Annotated in this window: 25 protein-coding genes; 7 read left to right on the top strand and 18 right to left on the bottom strand. The window is 66.4% G+C overall.

Annotated elements, in window-relative coordinates; translation table 11 throughout:
* Positions 1-74: 74 nt before the first annotated feature.
* The 6 genes from ACZ5CR_RS27115 to ACZ5CR_RS27140 form a co-directional block, all read right to left on the bottom strand.
* Positions 75-650: a hypothetical protein gene (locus ACZ5CR_RS27115; protein WP_468861912.1), complete on the bottom strand. Its 576-nt coding sequence runs from the start codon at positions 648-650 to the stop codon at positions 75-77.
* A gap of 236 nt (positions 651-886) precedes the next feature.
* Complete coding sequence (locus ACZ5CR_RS27120; RefSeq protein ID WP_468861913.1) at positions 887-1,579, bottom strand: hypothetical protein; 693 nt, start codon at positions 1,577-1,579, stop codon at positions 887-889.
* Between the two features lie 247 nt (positions 1,580-1,826).
* A complete protein-coding gene (locus ACZ5CR_RS27125; RefSeq protein WP_468861915.1) occupies positions 1,827-2,027 on the bottom strand; it encodes a hypothetical protein in 201 nt (66 codons plus the stop codon).
* A 344-nt stretch (positions 2,028-2,371) separates the two neighbouring features.
* Positions 2,372-2,533, bottom strand: a complete 162-nt coding sequence (locus ACZ5CR_RS27130) for a hypothetical protein (protein ID WP_468861918.1) — start codon at positions 2,531-2,533, stop codon at positions 2,372-2,374.
* Between the two features lie 285 nt (positions 2,534-2,818).
* Positions 2,819-3,892: a hypothetical protein gene (locus ACZ5CR_RS27135; RefSeq protein WP_468861920.1), complete on the bottom strand. Its 1,074-nt coding sequence runs from the start codon at positions 3,890-3,892 to the stop codon at positions 2,819-2,821.
* Entirely contained in the window at positions 3,889-4,560 is a 672-nt protein-coding gene (locus ACZ5CR_RS27140; RefSeq protein ID WP_468861922.1) for a hypothetical protein, read from the bottom strand. Before ACZ5CR_RS27140 ends, ACZ5CR_RS27135 begins: the two co-directional genes overlap by 4 nt.
* Positions 4,561-5,264: 704 nt before the next feature.
* Here ACZ5CR_RS27140 and ACZ5CR_RS27145 point away from each other — a divergent pair.
* The gene (locus ACZ5CR_RS27145) at positions 5,265-6,287 is read left to right on the top strand and encodes a DUF8017 domain-containing protein (RefSeq protein ID WP_468861924.1); all 1,023 of its coding nucleotides are present in this window, start codon (positions 5,265-5,267) and stop codon (positions 6,285-6,287) included.
* Positions 6,288-6,642: 355 nt separating this feature from the next.
* Here the strand turns inward: ACZ5CR_RS27145 and ACZ5CR_RS27150 are convergent, their stop codons facing one another.
* The 3 genes from ACZ5CR_RS27150 to ACZ5CR_RS27160 all read right to left on the bottom strand — a co-directional run bounded on the left by ACZ5CR_RS27150 (position 6,643) and on the right by ACZ5CR_RS27160 (position 8,937).
* The gene (locus tag ACZ5CR_RS27150) at positions 6,643-7,623 is read right to left on the bottom strand and encodes a hypothetical protein (protein WP_468861926.1); all 981 of its coding nucleotides are present in this window, start codon (positions 7,621-7,623) and stop codon (positions 6,643-6,645) included.
* A 38-nt stretch (positions 7,624-7,661) separates the two neighbouring features.
* A complete protein-coding gene (locus tag ACZ5CR_RS27155) occupies positions 7,662-8,321 on the bottom strand; it encodes a hypothetical protein (RefSeq protein ID WP_468861928.1) in 660 nt (219 codons plus the stop codon).
* Between the two features lie 169 nt (positions 8,322-8,490).
* Complete coding sequence (locus ACZ5CR_RS27160) at positions 8,491-8,937, bottom strand: hypothetical protein (protein ID WP_468861930.1); 447 nt, start codon at positions 8,935-8,937, stop codon at positions 8,491-8,493.
* 223 nt (positions 8,938-9,160) lie between these two features.
* Between ACZ5CR_RS27160 and ACZ5CR_RS27165 the strand changes: the two genes are divergently transcribed.
* Complete coding sequence (locus ACZ5CR_RS27165) at positions 9,161-9,676, top strand: hypothetical protein (protein WP_468861931.1); 516 nt, start codon at positions 9,161-9,163, stop codon at positions 9,674-9,676.
* 31 nt (positions 9,677-9,707) lie between these two features.
* Here the strand turns inward: ACZ5CR_RS27165 and ACZ5CR_RS27170 are convergent, their stop codons facing one another.
* The 9 genes from ACZ5CR_RS27170 to ACZ5CR_RS27210 all read right to left on the bottom strand — a co-directional run bounded on the left by ACZ5CR_RS27170 (position 9,708) and on the right by ACZ5CR_RS27210 (position 18,901).
* Positions 9,708-10,082 carry a LysR substrate-binding domain-containing protein gene (locus ACZ5CR_RS27170; protein WP_468862160.1) on the bottom strand — a complete coding sequence of 125 codons (375 nt, stop codon included), beginning with the start codon at positions 10,080-10,082 and terminating at the stop codon, positions 9,708-9,710.
* A 34-nt stretch (positions 10,083-10,116) separates the two neighbouring features.
* Complete coding sequence (locus tag ACZ5CR_RS27175) at positions 10,117-10,488, bottom strand: hypothetical protein (protein WP_468861933.1); 372 nt, start codon at positions 10,486-10,488, stop codon at positions 10,117-10,119.
* A gap of 163 nt (positions 10,489-10,651) precedes the next feature.
* Positions 10,652-10,942, bottom strand: a complete 291-nt coding sequence (locus ACZ5CR_RS27180) for a DNA-binding protein (RefSeq protein WP_468861936.1) — start codon at positions 10,940-10,942, stop codon at positions 10,652-10,654.
* A 229-nt stretch (positions 10,943-11,171) separates the two neighbouring features.
* A complete protein-coding gene (locus ACZ5CR_RS27185; protein ID WP_468861937.1) occupies positions 11,172-11,420 on the bottom strand; it encodes a DUF7660 family protein in 249 nt (82 codons plus the stop codon).
* Positions 11,417-12,256, bottom strand: a complete 840-nt coding sequence (locus ACZ5CR_RS27190; RefSeq protein WP_468861940.1) for a colicin immunity domain-containing protein — start codon at positions 12,254-12,256, stop codon at positions 11,417-11,419. The genes ACZ5CR_RS27185 and ACZ5CR_RS27190 overlap by 4 nt, the downstream gene beginning before the upstream one ends.
* Positions 12,253-16,605, bottom strand: coding sequence for a DUF6531 domain-containing protein (locus tag ACZ5CR_RS27195; RefSeq protein WP_468861942.1), 4,353 nt, complete (start codon positions 16,603-16,605; stop codon positions 12,253-12,255). The genes ACZ5CR_RS27190 and ACZ5CR_RS27195 overlap by 4 nt, the downstream gene beginning before the upstream one ends.
* Before the next feature lie 5 nt (positions 16,606-16,610).
* On the bottom strand, positions 16,611-16,925 hold the full coding sequence (locus ACZ5CR_RS27200) for a hypothetical protein (protein WP_468861944.1): 315 nt from the start codon (positions 16,923-16,925) through the stop codon (positions 16,611-16,613).
* 207 nt (positions 16,926-17,132) lie between these two features.
* Positions 17,133-18,146, bottom strand: coding sequence for a hypothetical protein (locus ACZ5CR_RS27205; protein ID WP_468861946.1), 1,014 nt, complete (start codon positions 18,144-18,146; stop codon positions 17,133-17,135).
* Complete coding sequence (locus tag ACZ5CR_RS27210) at positions 18,143-18,901, bottom strand: hypothetical protein (RefSeq protein WP_468861948.1); 759 nt, start codon at positions 18,899-18,901, stop codon at positions 18,143-18,145. Before ACZ5CR_RS27210 ends, ACZ5CR_RS27205 begins: the two co-directional genes overlap by 4 nt.
* Before the next feature lie 122 nt (positions 18,902-19,023).
* On the opposite strand from ACZ5CR_RS27210, the gene ACZ5CR_RS27215 reads away from it, so the two are divergent.
* The 5 genes from ACZ5CR_RS27215 (at position 19,024) to ACZ5CR_RS27235 (ending at position 22,924) form a co-directional block, all read left to right on the top strand.
* Complete coding sequence (locus tag ACZ5CR_RS27215; RefSeq protein ID WP_468861950.1) at positions 19,024-19,278, top strand: hypothetical protein; 255 nt, start codon at positions 19,024-19,026, stop codon at positions 19,276-19,278.
* Positions 19,275-19,493 (top strand): hypothetical protein, encoded by a 219-nt coding sequence (locus ACZ5CR_RS27220; RefSeq protein ID WP_468861953.1) that lies wholly within the window; start codon positions 19,275-19,277, stop codon positions 19,491-19,493. Before ACZ5CR_RS27215 ends, ACZ5CR_RS27220 begins: the two co-directional genes overlap by 4 nt.
* 511 nt (positions 19,494-20,004) lie before the next feature.
* Positions 20,005-20,733 carry an RcpC/CpaB family pilus assembly protein gene (locus ACZ5CR_RS27225; RefSeq protein ID WP_468861955.1) on the top strand — a complete coding sequence of 243 codons (729 nt, stop codon included), beginning with the start codon at positions 20,005-20,007 and terminating at the stop codon, positions 20,731-20,733.
* A 17-nt stretch (positions 20,734-20,750) separates the two neighbouring features.
* Positions 20,751-21,617: a hypothetical protein gene (locus ACZ5CR_RS27230; RefSeq protein WP_468861957.1), complete on the top strand. Its 867-nt coding sequence runs from the start codon at positions 20,751-20,753 to the stop codon at positions 21,615-21,617.
* Positions 21,614-22,924, top strand: coding sequence for a CpaF family protein (locus tag ACZ5CR_RS27235; RefSeq protein ID WP_468861959.1), 1,311 nt, complete (start codon positions 21,614-21,616; stop codon positions 22,922-22,924). The genes ACZ5CR_RS27230 and ACZ5CR_RS27235 overlap by 4 nt, the downstream gene beginning before the upstream one ends.
* Position 22,925: the final 1 nt, after the last annotated feature.

The following is a 22,925-nucleotide window of genomic DNA, read 5'->3' on the forward strand; positions in this document are numbered from 1 at the left end:
GATGGGCAGGGGGAGATCCCCGGCGAACCCTGACAGAAGGCTGGATACCGCCGGCGACGCCGGCATGGAGGCCTTCAGAATCTGCTCTGCTCGGGCAGGTCGAGTTCGGCGGCGTCGGGATGGAAGTTCGCGGCGAAGGGGTAGGGCCCGTAGTGCGGGTAGAAGGTCGGGACGTCGCCGCCGTTCTCGGCCGCGATGTGCGCGATCTTCCGGTACGCGGCTGCCCTGGCCCGGACCTTCTGGCGGGGGCGGTTTCCCCACTGCCGGGTCAACGTGACGACGAAGAACGCGAGGGTGGCGGCGACAACGAGTCCGGCTCCTGCGTAGAAGAACGTCTGCGTTCTGGTTGCCCAGTACTGGGCGTATGCGCCCCAGTAGAGGAAGATCCCGCAGAAGATCAGGGCCGTGGGGTAGCCCGCCTTCTTTCCAGCGCTGAGTAGCTGTTCGTCGTCGACAGAGCGAAGGCGCAGCATCTTCAAGACCGCTTCGTCGTCGAGGAAGTCGAACTGCAGCCTGCGGCCCTCGGACTCGGCGGCTTCCCGGGCGGCGGGCACCGCGGCGATGACGTCCCCCGGAATCATCTTCCTGATGATTCCCTCGCGGGCCCTGTACTCCCACGGCCCGGGGTCACGATCTTCCTCGTCTGACATGTGAGTTCTGCTCCCTGTCTCTAGGCCCTGGTGGCGCCACCAGGGCCTTGAACGCTTCCGTCGGTCTGCGATGTTCAACGGTTGATGGACTGAATTTCCTCGACCGTGTTGTCCTGGACCGCCTCCATCGTGCCGTTGGGCAGACCGGCCGCCTACGCCTGGCCCGTACCGACCGAGCCGACGCTATCCGTGGGGTTGTTGGTTCCGCCAGGGGTGATGGAGGGGGGCAAGTCGGATCATTTCGGGGTACTCTCATCGTGTCGTGACGCTTGGGACTGCCGGAGCAGATGGCGGTGGAGGTCGCTGGGGGTCTCCTCCGATTCGACCCGCAACCAGGAACCGTCGCGGAATTGCAGAAGTAGTACGTCCGTCATGGGTTCGCCGGAGAACGGATCGACAAGGACGGCTTCCCCGGCAGGGATGCGGGCCACGATCTCCATACGCTTCTCCCTGCCCACGCTGACGCGTTGAGGAGGGGCCGCGAGGGCGATGCCGTCCTCGGTCGCCAGGATGAGGCGCTCATGATGAGCGGAGTGGGTGTACCAGCGCAGCAGGAACTGCCCTGCGCCGGCATCCCAGTCGCCGTCGAAGACTTGGTCGAGCCGTTGCTCGGCGATGATGGCATCGCGCCGCTCGGCCTCGGCCCGCAGCCGCTGCTTCTCGTTCTGCGGGGCAAGGAGCCTCTCGATCGCCTCCACCGCATTCGAGAGAACGAGCAGTACTGCGAGGACCGGCATGAACACTATTGCCAGCGCTTTACCGACCATCCCCAACGGGCGCAGCCGCCCGGCCTGAAGCCGCGGCTCGCCAGCCGCCTGGATCACCTCCGCGGGAGGCCGTGGGATCTTGTCGATCGTGCACCACGCCGCGGCGTCGGCGTGGATGCCGAGGCGTTGGCCTATTGCGCGCTGCAGTTCCTCGGACGGCATTCCTCGGTTCTCCTGGGTTCTAGGGGGTCGATGGCTCGCAGGGGATCAAGCGGCTGTGGTTCGTTTCTCGAAATGCGCCTGTACGTCAGTGGAATTGAACCAACCAGGGCGTTGGTTGAGCCCTGTGCGCCGAGCGACTCGATGCGCCAGGCGTAGTTCACCGCGCAGCGCATGACACCGGCCTTGGTCGCGACGAAATGGCGGATCGAGCGCATGCCACGCCCTAAGCGCTCGGTGTCGAAGTCGATCACCTCGGGGCCCTGGGCGGCTCTCGGCGGGGATCCGGAACGTAGAGAAAGATCTGGTGCACCGGAACTGTCTGAGGGATCAGTTCGGCTGCCGAATCGAGCTCGAAGGCCAGCATCTTGACCTGCTTCTTGTTGGCCGGTTCGTCATCGACGAGTGCCCAGACACCGCTGTCCGTGTCGAGGGAGAAGGCGACGGTCACTCGGTCCTCCTTAGGAATGTGGTCATGGCGGCGTCAGTCGGCTCCCGGTGGAGCGAGGGTGGCTCCAACAGGTCGACGATATCTGTGGGGTTTCTGCCTTCACCAGGGGTGATATTGGGGCAATCCATATAATTCCGACAGACTGTCATAGTGTCGTGACGCGACGGCTGCGGCAGTCGAGGACCCCGGCTGCCTTGTGGCTGCCGGGGCCGCGATGTCCGGCGGTGTGTTTGCCGGTGCGATCGGGTGGTGTCGCAGTATGCGCAGGCGTACGACGGAAAGGCCGACGTGTGGGGGAGGGGATCGGTACGGCTTCCGGTCCACGTGTGGATTTCGCCCTGGTCCTAGGTCACCGCGCCTTCGGCGGTCGCTCGCCGCCGTCGCTGAAGCGCGCGACCGGTCTCCGTGCCCTGATGCAGGATCTCGCCGCTCGTACGCTCACGCCTGAGCAACTGAAGGAGCGGGCCGATCGAACCCGCACCCTCCTCGCCGAGCGTTTCGGGCATCACGTGATGGAAGAGGAGTCCGCCGAGATGCGGCGCAACATGCGGGAGGCTGCCGTTGCGCATTACGCGGGTGCCGGGGCCGGAGCTGCAAACGACCTCCGACGAGTACGACGTCGGGCAGGTCCTGACAGTCGTCGAGGACCCCGAGGACGAACTCGCCCCCAGGACGCCCGGTGAGGCGAGCGCCACGGGTGAACTGCTCGGTGCCGGGGCGTTCGCCGCCGCCGCACTCGGCGCTGCCGCCTTGGATGGCTGGGGCTCGGGGTGGCGCCCCGAGCCGAAGCCTCAGCGGTTGATGGACTGGATTTCCTCGACCGCGATGTCCTGGACCGCCTCGATGGTGCCGTCGGGCATGCCGACCGCCTGCGCCTGGCCCGTGCCCTGCCAGCTGATCTCCCAGGTGAGGGAGGCCTTCAACGGGAACGTGTCGCCGCCGGAGGAGCGGCGGTACGTGATGCCGCAGGGCGGGGTCTCCTTGGACTTGCCCTTGGCGTACGGCTCACCGATCTTGCCGTCGACGATGGGGCATTCGCCATTGGCGGGGATGGTGGTGGCGTCCCTGGTGCCGGGGTCGAGCGTGAGGGACTTGGGGGTGGCGGTCGTGGTCGCCTCGAGGTTGAACCCGGGCACGTTGATCTCCGCCGTCGCCTTGACGTCCTCGAAAACAGCCTTGTCGAGCCAGGCCCAAGTAGGCAGATTCACCTTGGTGTTGGCCTCGGGTGCAAGGGTGACCTTGGTGCCCGGGAGCTCCATGTGCTGGTAGGCGAGGGCGGCGAGCATCTTCGGGGTGATGGCCTCTTCGTGCTGGGGCGGCGGGGGCTCGCCGTTGTCGACCCAGAAGGGGATGTCGGAGCACGACATGCGCTTGAGGGCGTCCGGCTCGTTGGGGTTCTCGACCGCAGCCCAGAACATCCCCTCGCCGTCCTTCTTGACGTTGTAGTCCTTGTAGCCGGGGGTGTCCGTCCAGCCGTAGTCGTCCTCGTAGTGGCGCTTGAGCTCACCCAGGGCGGTTCCCCCCGAACCCAGGCCGGGGGTGTTCATCTGTTCCTTGAGATCTGCGGTGTTCTTCTTCTTGAAGTCCTTGGCGCCGAGGTACGGGGCGTACCAGCAGGGCGGCGGGTCCCAATTGACGTCGGCGGAGGATACGTTTCCGCTGGCGCCGTCTTTGGCGACGGCTCCGGAGTACTGGACCTTTGCGGCGGCGTAGATGCCGGTTTTGTCGGTGCCGCCTTCTTCTTTGGAGCCGCCCTTACCCGAACCGACCGGCTTCCCCGCATAGGCGACTTCGGTGAGGACGAGGGCGCTGAGGGCGAGCGTCAGGGCTGCGGTGGTGAGGACCGTAAGCCGTGATCTGTTCACTGGCACTTCTCCGCCTTCGTCTCGACGAACACCTTGGACGCCTGCCACAGGCCACTGCCTGTGGGGTGCTTGACCATGATCATCTTGTAGTAGTCGAAGTCCGCGATGCTCTTCTTGGTCTTCAGGATCTTGTTGGTCTTGATCTCTTTGCCGTAGAACTTGCTTGCGTCCGCACAGAACGCGACTTCCACTGAGTTGCCGTTCGTAGTGGACCGGGTGGTCGCCTGGTAGTGGCGCAGGGTGCCGGTGGCGGTCCAGCCGCCGTCGATCCAGCCGTCGATCTGGGTCTTCGCGTAGTGGAGTCCCTCACCGGTGGCGTATACGGTCACGGCGGCTTCCTTGGCCGTGCGCTTGTCGACGCCTCGGTAGATGGCACGGAAGAAGTTGGCTGCGTCGTCCATCGCAGCCGCTTCGTTCTTGTCCGTCGGCTTGTCCCAGTCGAAGACCAGGTCCATGTCCTTGGGCAGCGACACGTCCACGCCGTCCGGCTTGTCCTCCGCCGGTGCTCCCGACGGGTTTGCCGACTTCTTCGGCTTCTCTGCGCCCTGCTCGGCGCCGGCGATCTTGTCGTTGTCCTTGGCGTCGTCGCCCCCGCTGCCGCAAGCCGTCAGGAGCAGGGCTGCGGTCGCGGCGAGCGCGGCGGTGACGGGCATGGTGCGGCGGTTCACGGTCGGCTCCCGGTGGGGCGAGGGGTCTCCAAAGGGCCGACGTTAACTGTGGGGCTGTTGGTTCCGCTAGGGTCGATAACGGAGCAAGGTGCCCTATTTCGAGGAACTGTCATCGCGTCGTGACGCGAAGAAGGCCGCCATAGGGCCTCGGCCGCTTAGAGGGGCCGGGGCCCTGCGATGAGGGGCGTTCCGCGGGGACGTCTGGGTCAGCTGAGGCGGCCCATCGGCCTCAACTGAGCTTCGTCTCCAGCGACTTGACCACTGCGGGGAAGATCTTGGTGTCGCCGGCGTGTGACTGGAGGTAGGCATTGCCGTCCACCGCGAATCGGACACGTTGGAGGCGGCCTTGTCCCCCTTCACCGTGAAGCCGCCCGTGCGGGCGCCGACCGCCTTGGTCATGTCAGCCATGGCGTCCTGCGCTTGACCGGGTGCGTAAGCGGCGAGCGTGATGTAGGTGAAGGTGCCGTCGAACTCCTTCGCCTCTGCGACGCGGGCGAAGCTGTCCTGTGAGTCGCCGAAGGGGAACTGGCTCATCGCGTACCCGAGCGGGGCACAGACGGACTTGCTGAGCTTGATGTTGCCCCTCGGCTTGGCGAAGACGCCGCTGGGTCAGGGCCTAACCTCAGGCCAAGGAGCACCGGCACCGGCACCGATCGTGATCGTGCCACCGGCTCAAATAGGTAAATGCTCTAGTGTTGCCCGCCATGTGGCAAGGACAGCAGCCGCCCGGGGGCGAGCAGAATCCGCAGGACCGGAACCCGTACCAGCAGCCGGGTTACCAAGCGCCGAACCCGTACCAGCAACCGGGGTTCCAGCAGCCCGACGCGTATCAGCAGCCAGGGCAGTGGGGCACTCAACCGATGATGCCGGGAACGCCTCAGCAGCCCAGTGGTAGCGGTGGGACCGGGGGTGGCGGGAACAGGACCAAGGTGATCGCCATCGTGGCGGCCACTGCCGTCGTGGTGGCTGCGGGGATCACCGGGTTCTTCGCCCTGGGTGGAGACAAGGGCGATGAGAAGACGTCCGCTGCCCCGGAGAAGTCTTCGGCCGGGAAGCCCCGCCCCGATGACTCTCCGGCGGAGGGTGCGGAGGGAAGTGACGACGCGCGTGGCACGGACAACGGTCCCGAGCCAACGGTCAAGGGTTGGCGGACCGTTGTGAACCCCAAGCGCGGTACCACCTTTGACGTGCCCCCCGACTGGGACGTCAGGGCTGCGAATTCCGCAGTGGCGTTCGAGGACGTCAAGACCGGCGACCCGCTCGTCACCATGTCGGCGCCCGCGTACTACAAGCCGAAGTGGTGCTCGTCCGACGACGACAAGGACGGCTCGAGCGAGGACAAGGCGCTCTCGGCCGTGGGCACCAAGGGTGCGAACGGCGCGAAGAACAGCGATGAGGTCGCGGTGAACACGGTCGGGTGGTGGGTTTACGGCGCCTACACGCAGCCGGACAAGAAGAGCCTGATCACCGATGAGAAGGCGAAGCCCTACACGACCAAATCTGGCGTCAAGGGCAGCATCGCGTGGGCCCGGTCCAAGAATGCGCCGCGCCCCAACAAGTGCTCCTCGGACGGCAGGGCGATCACGTTCGGCTTCAAGAACGCTGAGGGCGAGTACGTCGCATGGAGCCTCTACAGCGCCACGGGCGTCAAGGAGGAAGTCCCGGAGGCCACCATCATGAAGATTCTCAGCACGGTACGCCTGTCCGAGGACCCAACGAGTTCCTGAGAGCTCGTGACACGAGCTTGTAGCGGGCTGTAGGGCTTCGGGCCGCAGTGGCAATTGCCCTGCCCGTGAGCCTGCGTCAGCAAGGCGACGCGGGCTCATGATTGATTGAGGTCAGGCCCTGCATAGGTTCCCCGTGGGGTGAGTGGGGGTGGCATTCAGGCCGTTCTGCCTTACCGAAGTGATCGTCGACGGCGGGCAATGGTGAGGTCGCGGAGTGCCTGAAGGGCGTGGTGGCTCCTGCAGTTGTCGGCCCACCTACCGGGAGATCGACGGCGCGTTGCCAGCTTTCCCCCGGAAGAAGGGCAAGGGGCAGAGCCGGGTGACGTGCTGGTGAATGCCGCGCCGTCCAGCCTGTTCAGCGATTGATGGACTGGATCTCCTCGACTGTGATGTCCTGCGTCGTGCCGAAGGTGCCCGCGGGGAGAGTTCCCCCGGGGACACCGGTGCCCTCCCACGTGACCTTCCACGTAATGGTGGCCTTGAGCGCGTATGTCCCGTCGCCGGATGATCGGAGATAGGTCACGCCGCATGGCGGGATCTTCTTGGCGTTGCCTTGGACATACGGGGAGCCGATGCTGCCGTCCTCGTTGAGGGCGCACTCCCCGGACGCGGGATGGCTCGTCGCGTCCTTCGTGCCGGGCTCGATCCGGAGGGACTGCGGTTCGGCGGTGGTCGTGGCCTCGATGTTCTGGCCGCCGGCGTTGAGGGAGGCGGTCACCGAGACGGGCTTGAACTTCGCCTTGTCCAGCCAGGCCCAGGTGTGGAGGTTGACCTTCGTGACGTTCTCGGGAGCGAGTGTGACCTTGGTACCGGGGATCTTGATCCTCGCGTAGGCGAGCTCGGCAAGGACCTCGGGCGTGACCGCGTTCTCGACGTTCGGGGGCTCGCCGTTGTCGACCCAGAAGGGCGGCTTCTTGCAGGCGAAGATGTCGCCGCCCTCTTCGTAGGGAAGGGCGGCACGGTCCCAGAACATGCCCTTGCCCTTCTTGTCCATGTTGTAGTTCTTGTAGGGGTGGCCTTCGACGTAATGCTTCTCGAAGGCGGCGACCGCTTCGCCGAGCCCACTGGCGTGGGGGAGGTTCTTCGTCTTCTGGTGGTCCGCCTTGAGCTGCTCCGGCGTGTACTTGGGCTCGTACCAGCAAGGGGGCGGGGTCCAGTCGGACGACTTCACCGTCATGGGGCCGCTGGACGGGCCGGTGCCGTTGCGGGAGAGGTCGAACCGGACGACGGAGGCTATCTCTTCGTCGTTCTTCTCGCCGGACTGCTCGACATTGCCCTCGGAGCCGCCGCCGGGTCCGTCGGCAAAGGCGGTGCTGGGAATGATCGATACTCCCATGACGGCAAGTACGAGTGCGGTCCCCGCCAAGGGCCTTCTCACGGCTGGCACTGACTGGCTCCCCGTTCCGATGAGACGGCGGTGGTCTTCCACACGCCCTTTGCGCTGCGCTTCAGGCTGGCGTCGTAGAAGACATAGGACTTCTTCGTCACCGGAGTCTTGTCGGGCTTGTCTGTCTTTCGGTCCTTGCCGAACCACTTGCTCTCGTCGCTGCAGTATGTGAGCCGTGCGGATCCGTCCTCGCGGAACGCCACGGTGCGGTCGAAGAACCGGACCGTTCCCGTGACGGAGTAGCCGTCGTCCACGACCGACTTGATCCACGTGACCGCGCTGGTCGCGCCGTCACCCTCCGAGTAGAACTGGACGGCCTCGGAGCTCGGATCGCCCTTGATGATGGCGGCGTCGATGGCGCGGTGGCGCGCGGCATTGTCCGCGAGTACGGCGTCCTTCTTGGCGTCACCCGTCTTGCCGCCCTCAAAGACGAGTACGTCGTCCTTGGGCAGTGTCACCTTCGGGCGGTCGGCGCCGTCCGCAGCCGGTGCGCTAGGCGATGCGGACTTCTTCGCGTCGCCCTGCTCGGCGCCCGCGATCTTGTCCTTGTCCTTGGACTTGCCGTCGTCTCCGCTGCCGCAGGCCGTCAGAAGCAGGGCAGCGGTCGCGGCGAGCGCGGCGGTGACGGGCATGGTGCGGCGATTCACGGTCGGCTCCCGGTGGGGCGAGGGGGTCTCCAAAGCGCCGACGTTATCTGTGGGGCTGTTGGTTCCACCAGAGTTGATAGCGGGGCAAGATGCCCTATTTCGGTGAACTGTCATCGTGTCGTGACGCGCCGAGAGCCGCTGTGGAGCGACCCGGCTGCTCGCGGGGGCATCAACTGAGCTTCTTTTCCTGCGACTTGACCACCCCCGGAAAGATCTTGACATTTCCGGCACATGACTGGATGTACGCGTTGCCGTCCACGGCGAAGTAGATGGCGATGGTGTCGCCGTGGCGCGTGGCCTGGGCGCGCACGCTGTGGGTGTCGCCCTGGTACTTGGTCGTGGCCCTGAAGGCCAGGGACTCGTCCGCACCGGGCGTGGGTGCGGTCCTGGTGGTCTCGGAGGGGACGGACACGTACGCGTTGGAGGCCTTGTCCTCCTTCGCCGTTAAGCCGCCCTTGCAGGCGCCGACCGCCTTGGTCATGTCAGCCATGGCCTTCAGCGCCTTCCCGGGCGCGTACGTGGCGAGGGTGATGTAGGTGAAGGTGATGTCGAACTCCTTCGCCTCGGCAACGCGGACGAAGCTGTCCAGCGGGTCGCCGACGGGGAACTGGCCCATCACGCCCTTCCATCTCGCGGCACGGCTTCTTCATGATGTTGGAGATGTTCCCGATGTCGGGCTGGGTCTGCTCCAGCATGGTCGATGTGTAGGTCACTCCTGGGACAAGTGGACTATGAGGGCGGGGGTTTCGGGAGGTGATCACTTCGGGATTTATGTCGGTCTGATGCGGAACTGACGCGGCGTTGACGGGAGCGCGGCGGGCTCTCTTAGGGTGACCCACATGTACATCTCACCCCGTGCCTTGGACGGCAGCCGCCGTCACCGGCTGGCCGTCGGCACGATGCTGTTCGTCCTCACGTTCATGTTGGGGGTGGGGCTGACGGCCGCTGCGGTGAACGGCGAGGACGGCGCGCTCGCGAAGGTCGGGCTCTGGGCGGGCGCGGTGTCGATGTGCGCGGTCGCCTGGTGGTGCGTCCGCTATTGGTACGCCGCCTTCTGCGATGAGCGCCGCGAGGAGCCGGTGCCGGCGCCCGATCCCTGGCCGTGGGTGCTGCCTTGGGCGGTTCTGGTCGTGACATTCCTCGTCACCGGGGTGCGTCAGCTGGTCCGGGGCGAGGACGGGGCCTGGTTCACGCTCGGGTTCGGGGCGCTGCTGGGGATGCCGGCGGTCGTGGGCGGACTGATGGGCCTGTGGGCGTTGGTGCGCTCACCGGGGCGAGGCACCACCGGAGGCGGTCCGACGGCCCCCGCATCCGAGCCACCACGACCGCGGCGCGACTGGGGCCCGATCGGCTGACGGCCCTCGGCGGCGCCCCTCCGGAAGCTTCTTACCCCTGCCCCGCGAAAGTCTCCCTGGCCCTGCGCAACGCCCCGATCGACTCCCGCAGCAGTTCGGCGAGTTCGTCGACAATTGGATGGTGCGACCGCGGCCGCGTCACGGCGAGCGCCTGGCGGTCGAGGCCTCGGGGTTGTGGCAGGTCCGGAATGCGGACGACCGGCCGGTCGGCGTCGTGCCGGCGGCCGACCACCGATGCGGGGACCAGGCCGACCGCCAGATCCTGCGCGATCAGGGTGAGCGCGGTGACGTAGTCGTCGGCCTCGTAGCGGATCGCCGGGTCGATGCCGATGCGGTGGGTCCAGCGGCACAGCAGGCGCCGGTCGGGGGTGCCGGGATGCCCCGCGACCCAGCCGCGGCGAGGCAGCTATCGAGGGTGGCGGGCCTTCGGGAACGTAGCGCTAGGCCAGAAGCAGGTCGATCTCCCCCGTGCGCAGGTCCCGGAGACCGTGCACCGGCTCGGTCTCCGTCACATGGAGGGCAAGACCGGGTCGCGCCCGACGCAGCTCGGCGAGGCAGTGGCAGCCGTCAGTGAGACGACGGCGACGGGCAGCGTACGGCGGCAGTTCGCGGGCAACTCCCGGTGGGGGGGCGAGGGGTTGTCGAATTGCCGATACGGTCGACCGACCCCAAGTAGCCCGCGGCTTGCTGTAGAAGGCCACCGCCTTGGACTTGGGATCCTGATTCCCGGTCGCCTCGTCGACAGCGAGTGAGTACTCGGCGTTGTCACGCAGCACCGCGTCCGTTCTCGCGTCGCCCGTCTCCCGGCGCACGAATACGAGCTGGTCGCCGTGGATCGCCTTCCCCCGCCGCTACCTTCCCATCGACAGCATGGACGAGCTCTACCCCCGAGGCAGAGATCAGATCGGTTCGGCTGCACCACGACAGGGGACATGACGGGTGAGGCGCCGGGCTCCGAATGCCGAGGCGTGCGGTCTACCTGGCGTGGTCGAATTCCTCGGCCCAGGCGCCGAAGTCTTCCGGGCCGTGCAGATACTCCCCTGGCCCCACGAGTAGGTCCGCACCGGAGAGGCGGTCGAGTGCGGTCCAGATCCGTTGCTCACGCAATTCCGGCGCATCGCCGTCCATCATTCGTAGCGCCCATTTCGACGCCCCTTCGGGAGTGATGGTGCCGGCGGCCAGGGAGCGCAAGTGGGAGCGCGTCGCTCTCGTCAGGCGACCCGCGCCTGGCGCGGTCCCTGCGAGGGCGCTCTTCTCGCTTGTCACTTGAGCTTCCTTCCTGCTTCAGGAGGTGACGCTCAGCCGGGCCAACTCGTGCGGCTCCAACGTTCCGACGGGGCGGCGTAGCAGTTCGTGCATGCTCTGGACCATGGGGGTCGCGTCTGCGGGGCGCTCTGGCCAGCGCCGACCCTCCAGTTGCTCAAGCGAGCTACTGCGGTCGAGGGGCTTGGGCGCCTTCGGGTCCTTGTCGCGGGGCGAGCCATTGAACCGGCGGTCATTCGTAGACGAACGCGGCAGAGAAGATCACGGCGATCGTGCTCCAATCCGGCGCCTCCTCGCCGCGATTGGCGAAGAAACCTTCCATGGAGCGGACCCAGTAGCCAGCCGCCTGTACGTAGTCGATCGACGTCTCGTGTTCCATAGGGAAACGACCGGCCGCCACGTTCCGCGCCAACTCCAAGAGGAAGACTGACAGATCCTCACGTGAAGTCACGCCTGACGGGTCAGGGTGCAATCTGCTCATGAACGCGAGTCGTTCTCAAGGGCGTTGATCTCAGCGAGGCGCTCACGGGTGATCACCTGCAGTTGTTCATCCGTCATGTCGTCCGGATCTCGGAGTCCACGATCGATGACGTAGTCGTCAAGCGCATAGAAGACCTGGTCGAGGATCCGGGAGAAGGGCTCCCGCAGGCGTTCGTGCAGCCGCAGAGCACGCCGTCGGGCGTCCAGCCATGACACGGCAAAGGTCTCCGCGCTGATTTCGTCGGCGACGAAGGATTTCATGAGCGACACCTGTTCCGCGGTGGCGGTTCCCGCGGCAACGTCGCTCTTCGACGCCCATGCCACCTCAGTCGGCCAGAACTTCTTCGAAAGTGCGAGCGTGGCTGGATGGCTGCGGCCGACGCGCTTCGCATATCGCTTGAAATCAATGACAGCTTGATCGTCTCCCTCGGGGACTCCGTACCTGAGGAAGTCATCCCCTCCGGCGATCAAGGAATAGCCTTGGTCTGTCACGAGGAGCGCGCCGGAGATGTCCGGCAGTGCGATCACGAAGTTCTCATCGCGCCAGGGGAGTCCTTGGAGGATGCGCCCCTGGGACGCAGGAATCTCGATCTCCGGCTGCTGTACGCCGGTGTCACCCAAGAGACCTGCGATGAGGTGATCGTGACCGGTCTGTGCGGCTCCTGAGCTCATGCGGCGTGCCAAGTGCTCGTCCATACGGGAGTGGGACGGCAGCGGCACTACCCGCCTGTTCCCCTCAGAGAGCCACTCTTGCCTGAAAGAGCGCAGCCCGGAGACAAGGCTGTTCAGTATCCCGTCCTTGCCGCCGCCCATCTGCGGCTGTTCCTCTTCGTTCACCACAGGAATCCTCGCTGCACAATGTCCGAGAACTGGTTCTTGTTGAGTTGGAAGGCCGACCAGAACTTCCCGTCAGCGCGGAGCATGACCATCTTGAGCGATTGCGGATCGATGAAGCCCACCGCCTGACCTTGCTTACGGTAGTTGTACCGGAAGATCTTTGCCTCCGGAGACGTCATATGCTCTTTCATGGACTTTTCGAAGGCCTTGAGGTTGGCTCCGTTGAGGTTTCCCGGATTGTCCATGAAGTCCTTCGCGTGGGCGTGGAACTTCTTACTCATCACCTTCTGGCTCGAGAAGTCAGCCTTGTCCGCCCACTTGCCTCTGACACATGGAGAGAGCCCGAGAGGGTCTGTCCACGTCTGCGGGTTGTCAACGTAGCTGTTGGGATTGTCTGCAGGAGCAAGGCCGAGGGGATCGGGTGTGAGGTAGCGGGCGTTCTCGGGGTCGTAGTAGCGGAAGTGGTTGTAGTGCAGGGAAGTTTCGGGGTCGTAGTATTGCCCCGGAAATCTCAAGGGGATGTACGCCGTGCTGTTCGCCGCCCATGCGGTCTTTCCCCACAGCGTGGAACGGGCGCGCCAGACGGTGGCGCCGTCTTCGTCGAGGAGTTCTGTGGGGCTGCCGACGAGGTCGGTGATGATCGCGAAGAACCGGGAGTCGATCTCCTCCTGAGAGGCGTCGGCCGCAGTGATGCGCTCGGTCTGAGCGACAGGGTGCAGGTCGTGGTGATCCCAGGTGAGGGTGACGGGGCTCGGCAGTTCGTCGGCAGTGGTGGTCTGCTCGCAGAGTGTTGTGCCGTCCCAGGTGAAGTCGACCTGCTCGGCCACGGAGAGACCGTCTGCAGCCAGCCGTTGCTTGGCGATACGCCGGCCCAGCGGGTCGTAGAGATAGCGCCAGTTGGTCCCGTCGGGTGTGATGACCGAGGCGAGCCGGTCTTCGGCGTCCCAGGTGTACCGCCAGGTGTCCGGTTTGCGGGACAGACGGGTCTTCTGCCGCAGGACTATACGGCCCAGCGCGTCATGCTCGTAGCGGACGGTTCCGGCCTTGGTGATGCGGGTGCCCGCGTATGTACGGGCGCCGTCGGCCTCCACGCCCGAGTGAGAGCCAGGGTGGGAGGCGGCCGTCTGATTGCCCACCGCGTCGTACGTGTAGCTCTCGGTCCAGTCCGCCCCCCGCACCGAGGTGACTCGACCCGTCGGGTCCAGGTCGAAGTGACGGGTGCCTTCGAGATCGTCGTCGAGCCGAACCAGGTTGCCGTCGGAACGGTAGTCGTACGCGCGCCGACGGATCGAACGCCCGCTTGCCCCCGTGACCGACTGTCCGGTCAGCCGGCCAACGGCGTCGAAGGTGTGCGCCACGCCGATGGCGGCGCCGACTCGCCTGGTCACCTCCTGACCGGACGGGTCGTACTCGATGTCGACCTGGCGACCACCTGAGTTCAGCCCGGTGAGGTTGCCTGCGGCGTCGTACGCGTAGCTGCTGGTGGCGCCGCTCGGTGTGGTGCGGCTGATGCGGCGGCCCAGGGCGTCGTAGCGGTAGGAGGTGGTTCGGCCGTTGACCGATTCCGAGAGAAGGCGGCCGTTGAAGTCGTGGTGGAAGTCGACCTGATTCTGGGCAGTGACAGCTCGTGTCATCAGTCCGGATGGGTCGTAAGTGAAGCTGGTGCTCACACCCTCAACCGACTGGCGCACGATCTGCCCAAGCTCGTCATGGGCGAAGTACGTCGACTGGCCGAGTGCGTTCGTGCGGGAGACGAGCCGGTCGGCTACGTCGTAGCGGTAGCTGAGCCGACGGTCGTCGAAGTCCGTTTCGGATTGCAGGCGCCCGGCCTGGTCGTACTCGTAATTCCAGGTCAGTCCCTGCGGGTTCGTGACCTGAACGAGCCGCAGTTCGCTGTCGTGGGTGAACGCATGGCGGACACCGGCGGCGTTCGTGCGCGCGGCGAGCAGGTCGAAGTGGGTGTACTCGTAGCGGGAGACCGCACCCAGCGTGTCCGTGTGGCTGGTGCAGTTGCCTTCACCGTCGTAGGTCCACGATTCGGTGCTGCCGTCAGGGGCGGAACGAAGCGCGAGGCTTCCCTCAACGGTCCACTTCAGTCGTGTCACGTTGCCGAGCGGATCGGTGAACGCGACAGGCCGCCCAAACGCGTCTCGTTCGTATCGCGTCGTCGCGCTCAGCGGATCAGTGACGCTGGTGGGGAGTCCGGCAGGGTCACAGCGCACGCGCGTCGTGTGGCCGAGCGCGTCCGTGGTTGTGGTCAGATGACCGGCCTCGTTGTAGCTGGATCGGTTCACGGCTCCGGCCGGGTCCGTGACGCTGGTGAGATTTCCGCGCTCGTCGTACTCCCGTTGCCACAGGATCCGGTCACCTTCCGTGACCGTCGTGGGCAGTGCGAGTTCGTTGTACGTGGCGGTCGTGTCCTGGCCGTCCGGGCGGGTCACCGACACCACTCGCCCATGTTCGTCGTATCGATATCGAGTGGTGTGCCCGAGCGGATTGATGAACGCGGTCAGTTGGTGCTCGTCGTCCCATTCCTGGGTGGTGATCTCACCGAGCGGGTTCGTCTCGCGGACCAAGCGGTACGAGTCGTTGTGTTCGTATACGCGGGTGTGGCCGAGGGAGTCCGTGACTCGGGTGGTGTGTGTGGTGTCCTCGTACGTGAAGGTGGAGGCCAGGGCGTTGCCGGTGCCGCCCGTTTCGGTGACGCGGCCCTGGGCGTCGTAGCGGTACCAATACGTGGTGTCGTTGCGGTCGGTCCAGGAGGTGATGCGGCCCGTGTTGTCGTAGGTGTAGCGCATGGCCAGGCCCGAGGAGTTGGTCTCCTCGGTGAGGCGGCCGGTCTCGTCGTAGCCGAAGGTGATCAGAGTGGTGCCGGGTGCCGCCGGGTGCGCGGGGTCGAGCAGGCGTAGGCCCGTGATGCGGGAGCGGGAGTCGTCGCGGTCCAGGGCTATGTGGTAGCCGCCCGAGTGCACCACCGCCGCGGGGATGTCGGCCTCGTCGTACTCGATGGTGATGCGGTTGCCGTTGCGGTCCTGGATGTATTGGAGCGGGAGGTCGACCGCTTCGCCGTCGGCCGCCGGGACCGGGCTGTGGAACACCTGGGTCAGGCCGGTGTCCGGGTCCGTGACCCGGATGGCGCCGTCCATCTCCTCGTCCCAGGCCAGGGTGAGGCGTGAGCCGGGTGTCTCCGGGGTGACCGGGCCGCCCGTCTCCGGGTCCGGCATGGGGAAGCAGAGGCGGGCGCCGTCTGCTGCCGCGTATATGAATCCCTCGTCGTCGGCCTGCACGCGCTGGTCGAGCGTCGAGGCCCAGGAGGTTCCGAACCAGCCTCCGAAGCGGTAGGAGGAGAGGTGCGTGCGCTCCAGGAGCAGGGGCAGTACGCCCGGCAGCTGGACGTCCGTACGCGTGAGGGCCATGTCGCCGGTGGCCACGTCTATCGGGTCCCGCACGAACTTCTTGAGCGCGTTGCGCACCGATGCGGGGAGTTTGTCGAAGCCGGGGCGCATCGAAAGCCGTTGGAACGAGGCGCAGTTGAGCTTCATCGCGCCGCGCAGCTTGGCCAGGTCCTTGGGCTTGAGCTTGCCAAGGCCCTTGCCGAGCAGCTTGCCCAGGCCGCCCAGGCCCACGCCGAGCGCGGCGCCCATCGCCAGGGTCTCGGCCAGCTTGGCCGGGTCCTTGAAGGTGGCGGGGTCTTTGAGCAGAGTGTCCAGGGCGGCGTATTTGGCGCCGGAGCCGGCCATCTTCCCGATCCGCGCGATCGTCTTGATCTCCTTGAGCGCCTTCAGTGCCCGGGAGAGGCCGCGGATGACTTCGAGTACCGCGCGGATGGTGCGGGCCATCGCCGTGCCGGCGTGTTCGATCCGGCCGATCACCGCCATCGCCTTCGCGAACCGGGCACCCGCCGCCAGGCTGCCGACCACCGCGGACGCGCCGCCGGTCAGGACGGAGAGGGCGAGGCCTGCCAGCTCGACCTCGATGATCTCCAGGATGATCACGTTGAGTTCGGTAAGGAGCTCGTGCGCCTCGTCGGCGAACTTGTCCAGCGCGTCCGCACCGTCGCGCAGCGAGTCGGCCATCGTGGTCGCCTGCGTACGGGTCTTCTTGGCCCGCTTGCTGAACGCGGAGGCGGTCTTGCCCTCCCAGGTCACGTCCCGCAGTGCCTGCTCGGCCTCCTTCACCGAGGCATCGACCGCCTTGGCCAGGCCACGCCATTTCTTGGCGATCTCCCGGATGCCGTCGGGGTCCACGGCCGGGTCGGAGATCCCCAGGAACTCCATCATGCTGGCCATGTTGTCGCCGGCCATGTGGTTGAACTTGTTGATGTAGTGCAGAGGGTTGAGGTCGACCACCGGGCTCAGCCCTGCTTCTCGGCGCGCAGGGCGGCCTCGATCAGCACGTCCAGCGCATCGAACGCCTCGGACAGATCCGTCATCAGCTTCGCCTCGGCATGCCACTCATCGACAAGATCCTTGGCCAGTTCGGACAGCGTCTCCATGCCCTCGCGTACATCATCCGTCGCGCTCGTCAACGCCCCCAGCGCGCCCAGCGCCGACAGGTCATGCGACTCCGCCTTGAAATCATGCAGCGGCTTAGCGATGTGATGCGGAGCCCTTCGCAGCAGCGGCGCCGCCTTCGCTATCGACTCCGAGTCCTTGCCCAGGTCACCCATGACTACCGACCGCCCCCGTGGTCCCACCGTACGCATACCGACTCGACCGTAACCGGAACGAGTCTAGGACGCGTATCTGTTTGATCATGCAGTGGTAAAAAGGCGCTGTCAGAGGGCGCCTTCTGGGCGCGGCGACGAGTGGTCGAGTGGTAGACGGTGTTCGGCGCACGAGACGGCGCCGATGCCCGCCCTCACGGCGACGGAACGTCAGCGGTTGATGGACTGGATCTCCTCGACGGTGACCGGCTGGTCGTTGCCGTACTCGCCGTCGGGGAGGTCGCCGCCCGCGCCGCCCGTGCCCGTCCAGGCGATTTCCCAGGTCGCTGTGGCCTGGAGGTTGAAGGTGCCGTTGCCGGAAGAGCGCTGATAGGTGACGCCACAGGGCGGCGTCTGCTTCGCCTTGCCCTTGGCGTACGGCTCACCGATCGAACCGTCGTCGTTGAGCTCGCACTTGCCGGACGCGGGGATGCGCACGGCGTCCTCGGTGCCCGGCTTGATGCTGAGCGCGGTGGGCTTCGCGGTCGTGGTGGCCTCGATGTGCAGGCCGGGTACGTCGAGCGATGCGGTGACGGACACGGGCTTGAAGTCACCCTTGTCGAGCCAGGCCCAGGTGGGGAGATTCACCTTGGAGGGGCCGTCAGGGGCGAGGCTGACCTTGGTGCCGGGGACCTGGATCCGTTCGTACGCGAGGCCCGCGAGTGTCTCCGGGTCGATGGCCTGCGGCACGTCCGGGGTCTCACCGTTCTCGACCCAGAACGGCTCCCTGTCGCACTTGAACTGGTCGGCCATGGAGGCGTTGGGGTTCTGCTGAGGCCCCCACCACATGCCGTCCTTCTCCTTGTCGATGTTGTACCCGTCCTTGGCGTACGCCTGGTTCTGATCCGACATGTCACCCAGAACATCGCGCGGCGCGTCAGGGTCGTGCCGCGCGCCGAAGTACAGGCGCTGGCGGTACTCCTGGAACTCGGTGGCCTTCCACTCCGGCGCGTACCAGCAGGCGGGCGGCGTCCAGTTGGTGTCGACGGAGGCCACGCGGCCGCCACCGGTCTTGTTGCCGGTGGAGGTGTAGCGGATCTGGGCTACGGCGGCCACGGTGTTGCCGTCCTTCTTCCCGGACACGTTCCCGTCGCCGAACTCCGTACCTGCCAAGGCCGGGCTTCCGGCCGCAAGTACCAGCGAGATGCTGGCAGTCAGTAGAAGCAGCGGCTTCCGCACTATCATGACCTGCACTCCTCAACCCCGTCGCGCACCTGAGCCTGCTTGGCCCTCCACAGACCCTTGTTGCTGTCGGAGGCGGTCATGAGGATCTCCCAAGAGGCGAAATCCTGGACGCTCGGCTTGGTGCGATGCACCTTCTCCGTCTTGACTTCCTTGCTGAAGAACTTGGTGGCGTCGCTGCAGAAAGTGACGACAGCCGACTTCTTGCTCTTCACCACTTCAACTTTGGTGCCGCTGAAGTTCTGCTCACCCGTGACCGTGTAACCGGCGTCGACGTTCTTCTTGATCAGGTCTTTCGCGTATTTGAACGCCGGCCCCTGGTATTCCGAGTAGAACTTGTACGCGGCGTCTTCCGGATCCTGCTTCACGATTCCGTACCGGATCGCCGTCACGAAGTTCTGCGCATCCTTCGCGGCCGATGCCTGGTCGGCGTCCGGAAGGCTGCTCTCCTCGAAGACGAGGTCAACGTCCGAGGGAAGCTTCATCGCGGGGCGGTCGATCACCGGTGACTCGCTCTTCTCTGCACTCGGCGACGAACTCTTCTTGCCGCCCTCATCAGCGCCAGCGATCTTGTCCTTGCCCGAGTCCTTGTCGTCCCCACCCCCGCACCCGGTCAGAAGCAGAGCAGCGGCAGCCGTCAGCGAGACGACGGCGACGGGCAGGGTGCGACTGCGGTTCACGTGTGACTCCCGGTGGGGCGACAGTTCTTCAAGCCATCTGAAGGTACTGAATTGGTCAATGCCTTCGCCAGGTTTCACTTTGCCGAGTAGTGAATGTCTCGTGAGGCAAATGGCCGCACAAAGTGCCCCACTTCGGTCGTAGCACGGACGAATGGCGCTCCTCGAATGCCGGAATGGAGCCCTCCAGTAGAAATCCCGGCATGGTGATGGCATGGCATTGGTACGCATCGGCCCCCGTCGTGGACGGACTGCCGCTGATGGACGAACCGGGGTTCTGGGCTGCTCATCTCGCTGATCTCAGCGACGGTCTCCCCGTGGACGTGTTCGGCGTCGACGCTGCTGATGCCGCGCTGGAGCTGCTGCGCGACAGGGCGGCCTGGCCGGTGTTCACCGTGCCGCCTGGCCGACGGCTTCGCGATCGTCGTGCACCAGGGAGAAGCGGGCGGCGCCCTTGAGTACGACGGAGTGTTCAGCCGTCTCCGGTGACCTCGCTCGCCTCTGTCGACGCCTGCACCGCCTCACCCTGCCGGACATGGGCGGCGGGCTCTTCGTTCACACCGTGTATCGGCCCCCACCGGAGCGAGTTGAGGGCCAGGCCTACCACCTCACGTCAGCCGTCGAAGTCCTGGCCGTGAGCGTGCAGCGCTTCCTCGTGTACGTCGAGGTGTAGGTCGAGGACGAGGTGCGCCGGAGTTGGCGTCAAGGACGGGGCGCCGGAGTGTGCTGACGTCGGACCGTGCCCGATGTCCGAGGAGCAGACAGAGGCACCCAGCCACACTTGGCCGAACTCCGCCCAACCGGGAACCACTCCCGCCCCTCCCCGCGTCATCCGTGCGGCTGATGGATCAGCTGTCCATCAGCCACCGATCAGTTGGTGTTCCTCATCACCGCGCCCCACAGCGCCCGTTGCGCAAACGGTAAGTATTCGCGAACGCACATCATCCTTCTCCTTCCGAGATGCGGGAATGCGTGGGAACCATGGAGTAAGGATTGCGCGTGGGTAACGATGAGGGGTGCGGGCCGCAGCAGTCTTAACGCGCCTTGAGGGGCTTATGTGCTGCTGATACGGTGCGATGACTTGACACTGTGCCTGGGGCTGAATAGCCCGCCCGAGGCGGGCGAAGAGAGTCGCGAGTGTCTGAAAATGACCGAATCTTCTTGGGCGTGCGGGGAGCAGTTGCGTGAAGATCCAAGAGCGTACGGGGGCGGGCAACAGCCGTTCCGCCGCGCCGGTTCAGCCAGCGGTCGGTGAGCGCCTTCCCGCGCCGCCTCGCGAGCGCAAACCGGCACTCGCCGCCCTGGCCGTTCTGCTCATCCTTGTCGGCGCGCTCGGCGCCACCGTCCTCGTGCTGCGCGCGGGAGAGCGTGTGGAGGTCGTGAAGGTGACGGAGGAGATCTCGGCGGGCGGGGCGGTGACCAAGGACAATGTCACCTCCGTCATGGTCGCCGACGACGCGAGCATCAACTACGTCAAGTGGTCGCAGCTCGGGAACCTGAAGAAGCTCACGGCCACCAACACCATCCCCAAGGGTGCCGTGGTCGTCGGCGAGATGTTCTCCAGCAAGGGCGGCCTGCCCGCCGGCAAGTCCGCCGTGGGTGTTGCCCTCAAGGAGGGGCAGTACCCCGCGGACGGTCTGAAGTCCGGCGACACCGTGGACGTCTTCCAGGTCGGCGACTCCGCGTCCTCGGGGTCCAAGGAGAGCGGCGGTTCCGCCGGATCGAGCGCGGGTGACTCGCCCATCGTCTCGGCCGCCCGCGTCAGCACCGTCGCCAGCAAGAGCGACGCCACCGTGAGCACCGGCGCCCTCGGCGTCACGCTCCAGGTGGACAGCGCCGACGCGGCCGCCGTCGCCAGGGCCGCGTCCGCGGGCGCCGTAGCTCTCGTCCAAGTGTCTCCCAACAGCAACTAGAGGCGAGTAGAAGAGACATGGCGCTCATTGCTCTCGCCGCTGACAAGGGGTCTCCCGGAGTCACCACCGCCGCCGTCGCGCTCGCAGCCGTCTGGCCGCGGCGCGTGCTGGTCGCGGAGACCGACCCCGCAGGCGGCGACCTGGTCTACCGCAGCGCCGCCGCGCACGGCGGACCGCTCAACCCCAACACCGGGATGCTCAGCATCGCGGCCACCGCGCGTCGCGGCCTCGTGCCCGATCAACTCTGGGACCACACCCAGCCGTTGGCCGGTGGGCTCGAAGTCCTCGTGGGTCTTGGTGTGGCCGAACAGGCCGCCGGGCTCGCGGGGCTCTGGCCGACCCTCGGTCGTGCCTTCTCGCAGCTCGCCGACTCCCCGCACGCGCCCGCCGACGTCATCGCCGACTGCGGTCGTATCAGTGGGGACACCCCGGCCGTCGAGCTCTTCCCGCAGGCGGCCCTCGTGCTGCTCGTCTCGCGGACCGAGCCCGAGGCCATCGCGCGCGTACGCGACCGTGCCGCCGCCCTCGCCGCCAAGCTGCACGGCGGATCGCGTGGGGCGGCATCGCTCGCGACTCCGCTCATCGGCGTACTCCTGATCGCCGACCCCTCGACGTCCGCCAAGCTCGTCCACCAGGTCAACGACATGCTGGTGGCCGCACAGACCGGCGCCCGCGTCGTCGGCACGCTCGCCGAGGACCCGGCGGGCGCCGAGCAGTTGGCGGGCCGCAAGCGTGGCCGTCTCGACAAGTCGATGCTGATCCGCTCGGCCCGCAAGGTCACCGTCGACCTGTACCAGCAGTACGGCGCCGCCTGGGCCAACCCGAACGCGGGCGCGCACGGAGCCGGTGCGCACGGAGCCGGCGCGCACGGGGCAGGCCGATGAGCGTTCCCGTCGATCACCAGCTCGTGAAGCGGTTCCGGCAGGACGCCGGTGACCGCATCGCCGAGCAGCGCCGCCTGGACCAGGTCTCCGGCGTCACCCCCATGTCGGGCGAGGACGAGCGGCAGTACGCCCGCGCCGTCATCGCCCAGATACTGGAGGAGTACGCCCGGATAGAGATCAACGCCGGGCGCACCCCGCTGGACGCGGACACCGAGGAGAAGTACGCGGCCGCCGTGCACGCCGCGCTCTTCGGCGTCGGACGGCTCCAGCCGCTGCTCGACGACCCCGAGGTCGAGAACATCGACATCAACGGGTACGACCAGGTCTTCGTCGGATACGCCGACGGGCGTGAGGCCAAGGCTGACCCGGTTGCAGAGACCGACGAAGAGCTCATCGAGCTCATCCAGATCCTCGGCGCCTACTCCGGTCTCTCCTCGCGTCCGTTCGACTCCGCCAACCCGCAGCTCGACCTCCGGCTCCCCGACGGCTCGCGTCTGTCGGCCGTCATGGACGTCACGCGGCGCCCCGCGCTCTCCATCCGACGTGCCCGCATGGGCAAGGTCTTCATGTCGGACCTGGTGGGCAACGGCACGGTGACGCCCGAGGTCGCGCACTTCATGGCGTGCGCGGTGCGGGCCCGTAAGAACATCATGATCGCCGGAGCGACGAACGCCGGGAAGACGACGCTGCTTCGCGCGCTCGCCAACGAGATCCCGCCGCACGAGCGTCTGGTGACCGTCGAGCGAGCCCTGGAGCTCGGCCTCGACCAGTACGCCGATCTGCACCCCAATGTGGTGGCGTTCGAGGAGCGGCTGCCCAACTCCGAGGGGCAGGGCACCATTTCGATGGCGGAGCTCGTGCGCCGTTCGCTCCGTATGAACCCCTCCCGCGTCATCGTCGGTGAGGTCCTCGGCGACGAGATCGTGACCATGCTCAACGCGATGTCGCAGGGCAACGACGGCTCGCTCTCCACGATCCACGCCAACAGTTCGAGTGAGGTCTTCAACCGCATCTCGACGTACGCACTCCAGGCCACCGAGCGGCTGCCCATCGAGGCGAGCCAGATGCTCGTGGCCGGAGCCGTCAACTTCGTCGTCTTCATCCAGCGGCGCAACAACTACCAGACCGGCGGCAAGCTCCAGCGCATGGTGACCTCGGTCCGCGAGGTCAACGGCGTCGACGGGCGCGTCCTGTCCAGTGAGGTCTTCGCGGAGGCCTCGAACGGGCAGGTCGTCGCGCACGCGCCGATCGCCTGCATGGACGACCTGGCCGTCTTCGGCTACCGCCCCGCCGGGCAATGGGGGTGAG

Source organism: Streptomyces sp. NPDC031274 (assembly GCF_055570235.1).

Bases quoted from the DNA above. Each gene is read 5' to 3' on its own strand.
- ACZ5CR_RS27115 (WP_468861912.1), bottom strand. From the start codon at position 650: ATGTCAGACGAGGAAGATCGTGACCCCGGGCCGTGGGAGTACAGGGCC.
- ACZ5CR_RS27120 (WP_468861913.1), bottom strand. From the start codon at position 1,579: ATGCCGTCCGAGGAACTGCAGCGCGCAATAGGCCAACGCCTCGGCATC.
- ACZ5CR_RS27130 (WP_468861918.1), bottom strand. From the start codon at position 2,533: ATGCCCGAAACGCTCGGCGAGGAGGGTGCGGGTTCGATCGGCCCGCTC.
- ACZ5CR_RS27145 (WP_468861924.1), top strand. From the start codon at position 5,265: ATGTGGCAAGGACAGCAGCCGCCCGGGGGCGAGCAGAATCCGCAGGAC.
- ACZ5CR_RS27150 (WP_468861926.1), bottom strand. From the start codon at position 7,623: ATGGGAGTATCGATCATTCCCAGCACCGCCTTTGCCGACGGACCCGGC.
- ACZ5CR_RS27160 (WP_468861930.1), bottom strand. From the start codon at position 8,937: ATGGGCCAGTTCCCCGTCGGCGACCCGCTGGACAGCTTCGTCCGCGTT.
- ACZ5CR_RS27165 (WP_468861931.1), top strand. From the start codon at position 9,161: ATGTACATCTCACCCCGTGCCTTGGACGGCAGCCGCCGTCACCGGCTG.
- ACZ5CR_RS27185 (WP_468861937.1), bottom strand. From the start codon at position 11,420: ATGAGCAGATTGCACCCTGACCCGTCAGGCGTGACTTCACGTGAGGAT.
- ACZ5CR_RS27200 (WP_468861944.1), bottom strand. From the start codon at position 16,925: ATGGGTGACCTGGGCAAGGACTCGGAGTCGATAGCGAAGGCGGCGCCG.
- ACZ5CR_RS27205 (WP_468861946.1), bottom strand. From the start codon at position 18,146: ATGATAGTGCGGAAGCCGCTGCTTCTACTGACTGCCAGCATCTCGCTG.
- ACZ5CR_RS27215 (WP_468861950.1), top strand. From the start codon at position 19,024: ATGGTGATGGCATGGCATTGGTACGCATCGGCCCCCGTCGTGGACGGA.
- ACZ5CR_RS27230 (WP_468861957.1), top strand. From the start codon at position 20,751: ATGGCGCTCATTGCTCTCGCCGCTGACAAGGGGTCTCCCGGAGTCACC.
- ACZ5CR_RS27235 (WP_468861959.1), top strand. From the start codon at position 21,614: ATGAGCGTTCCCGTCGATCACCAGCTCGTGAAGCGGTTCCGGCAGGAC.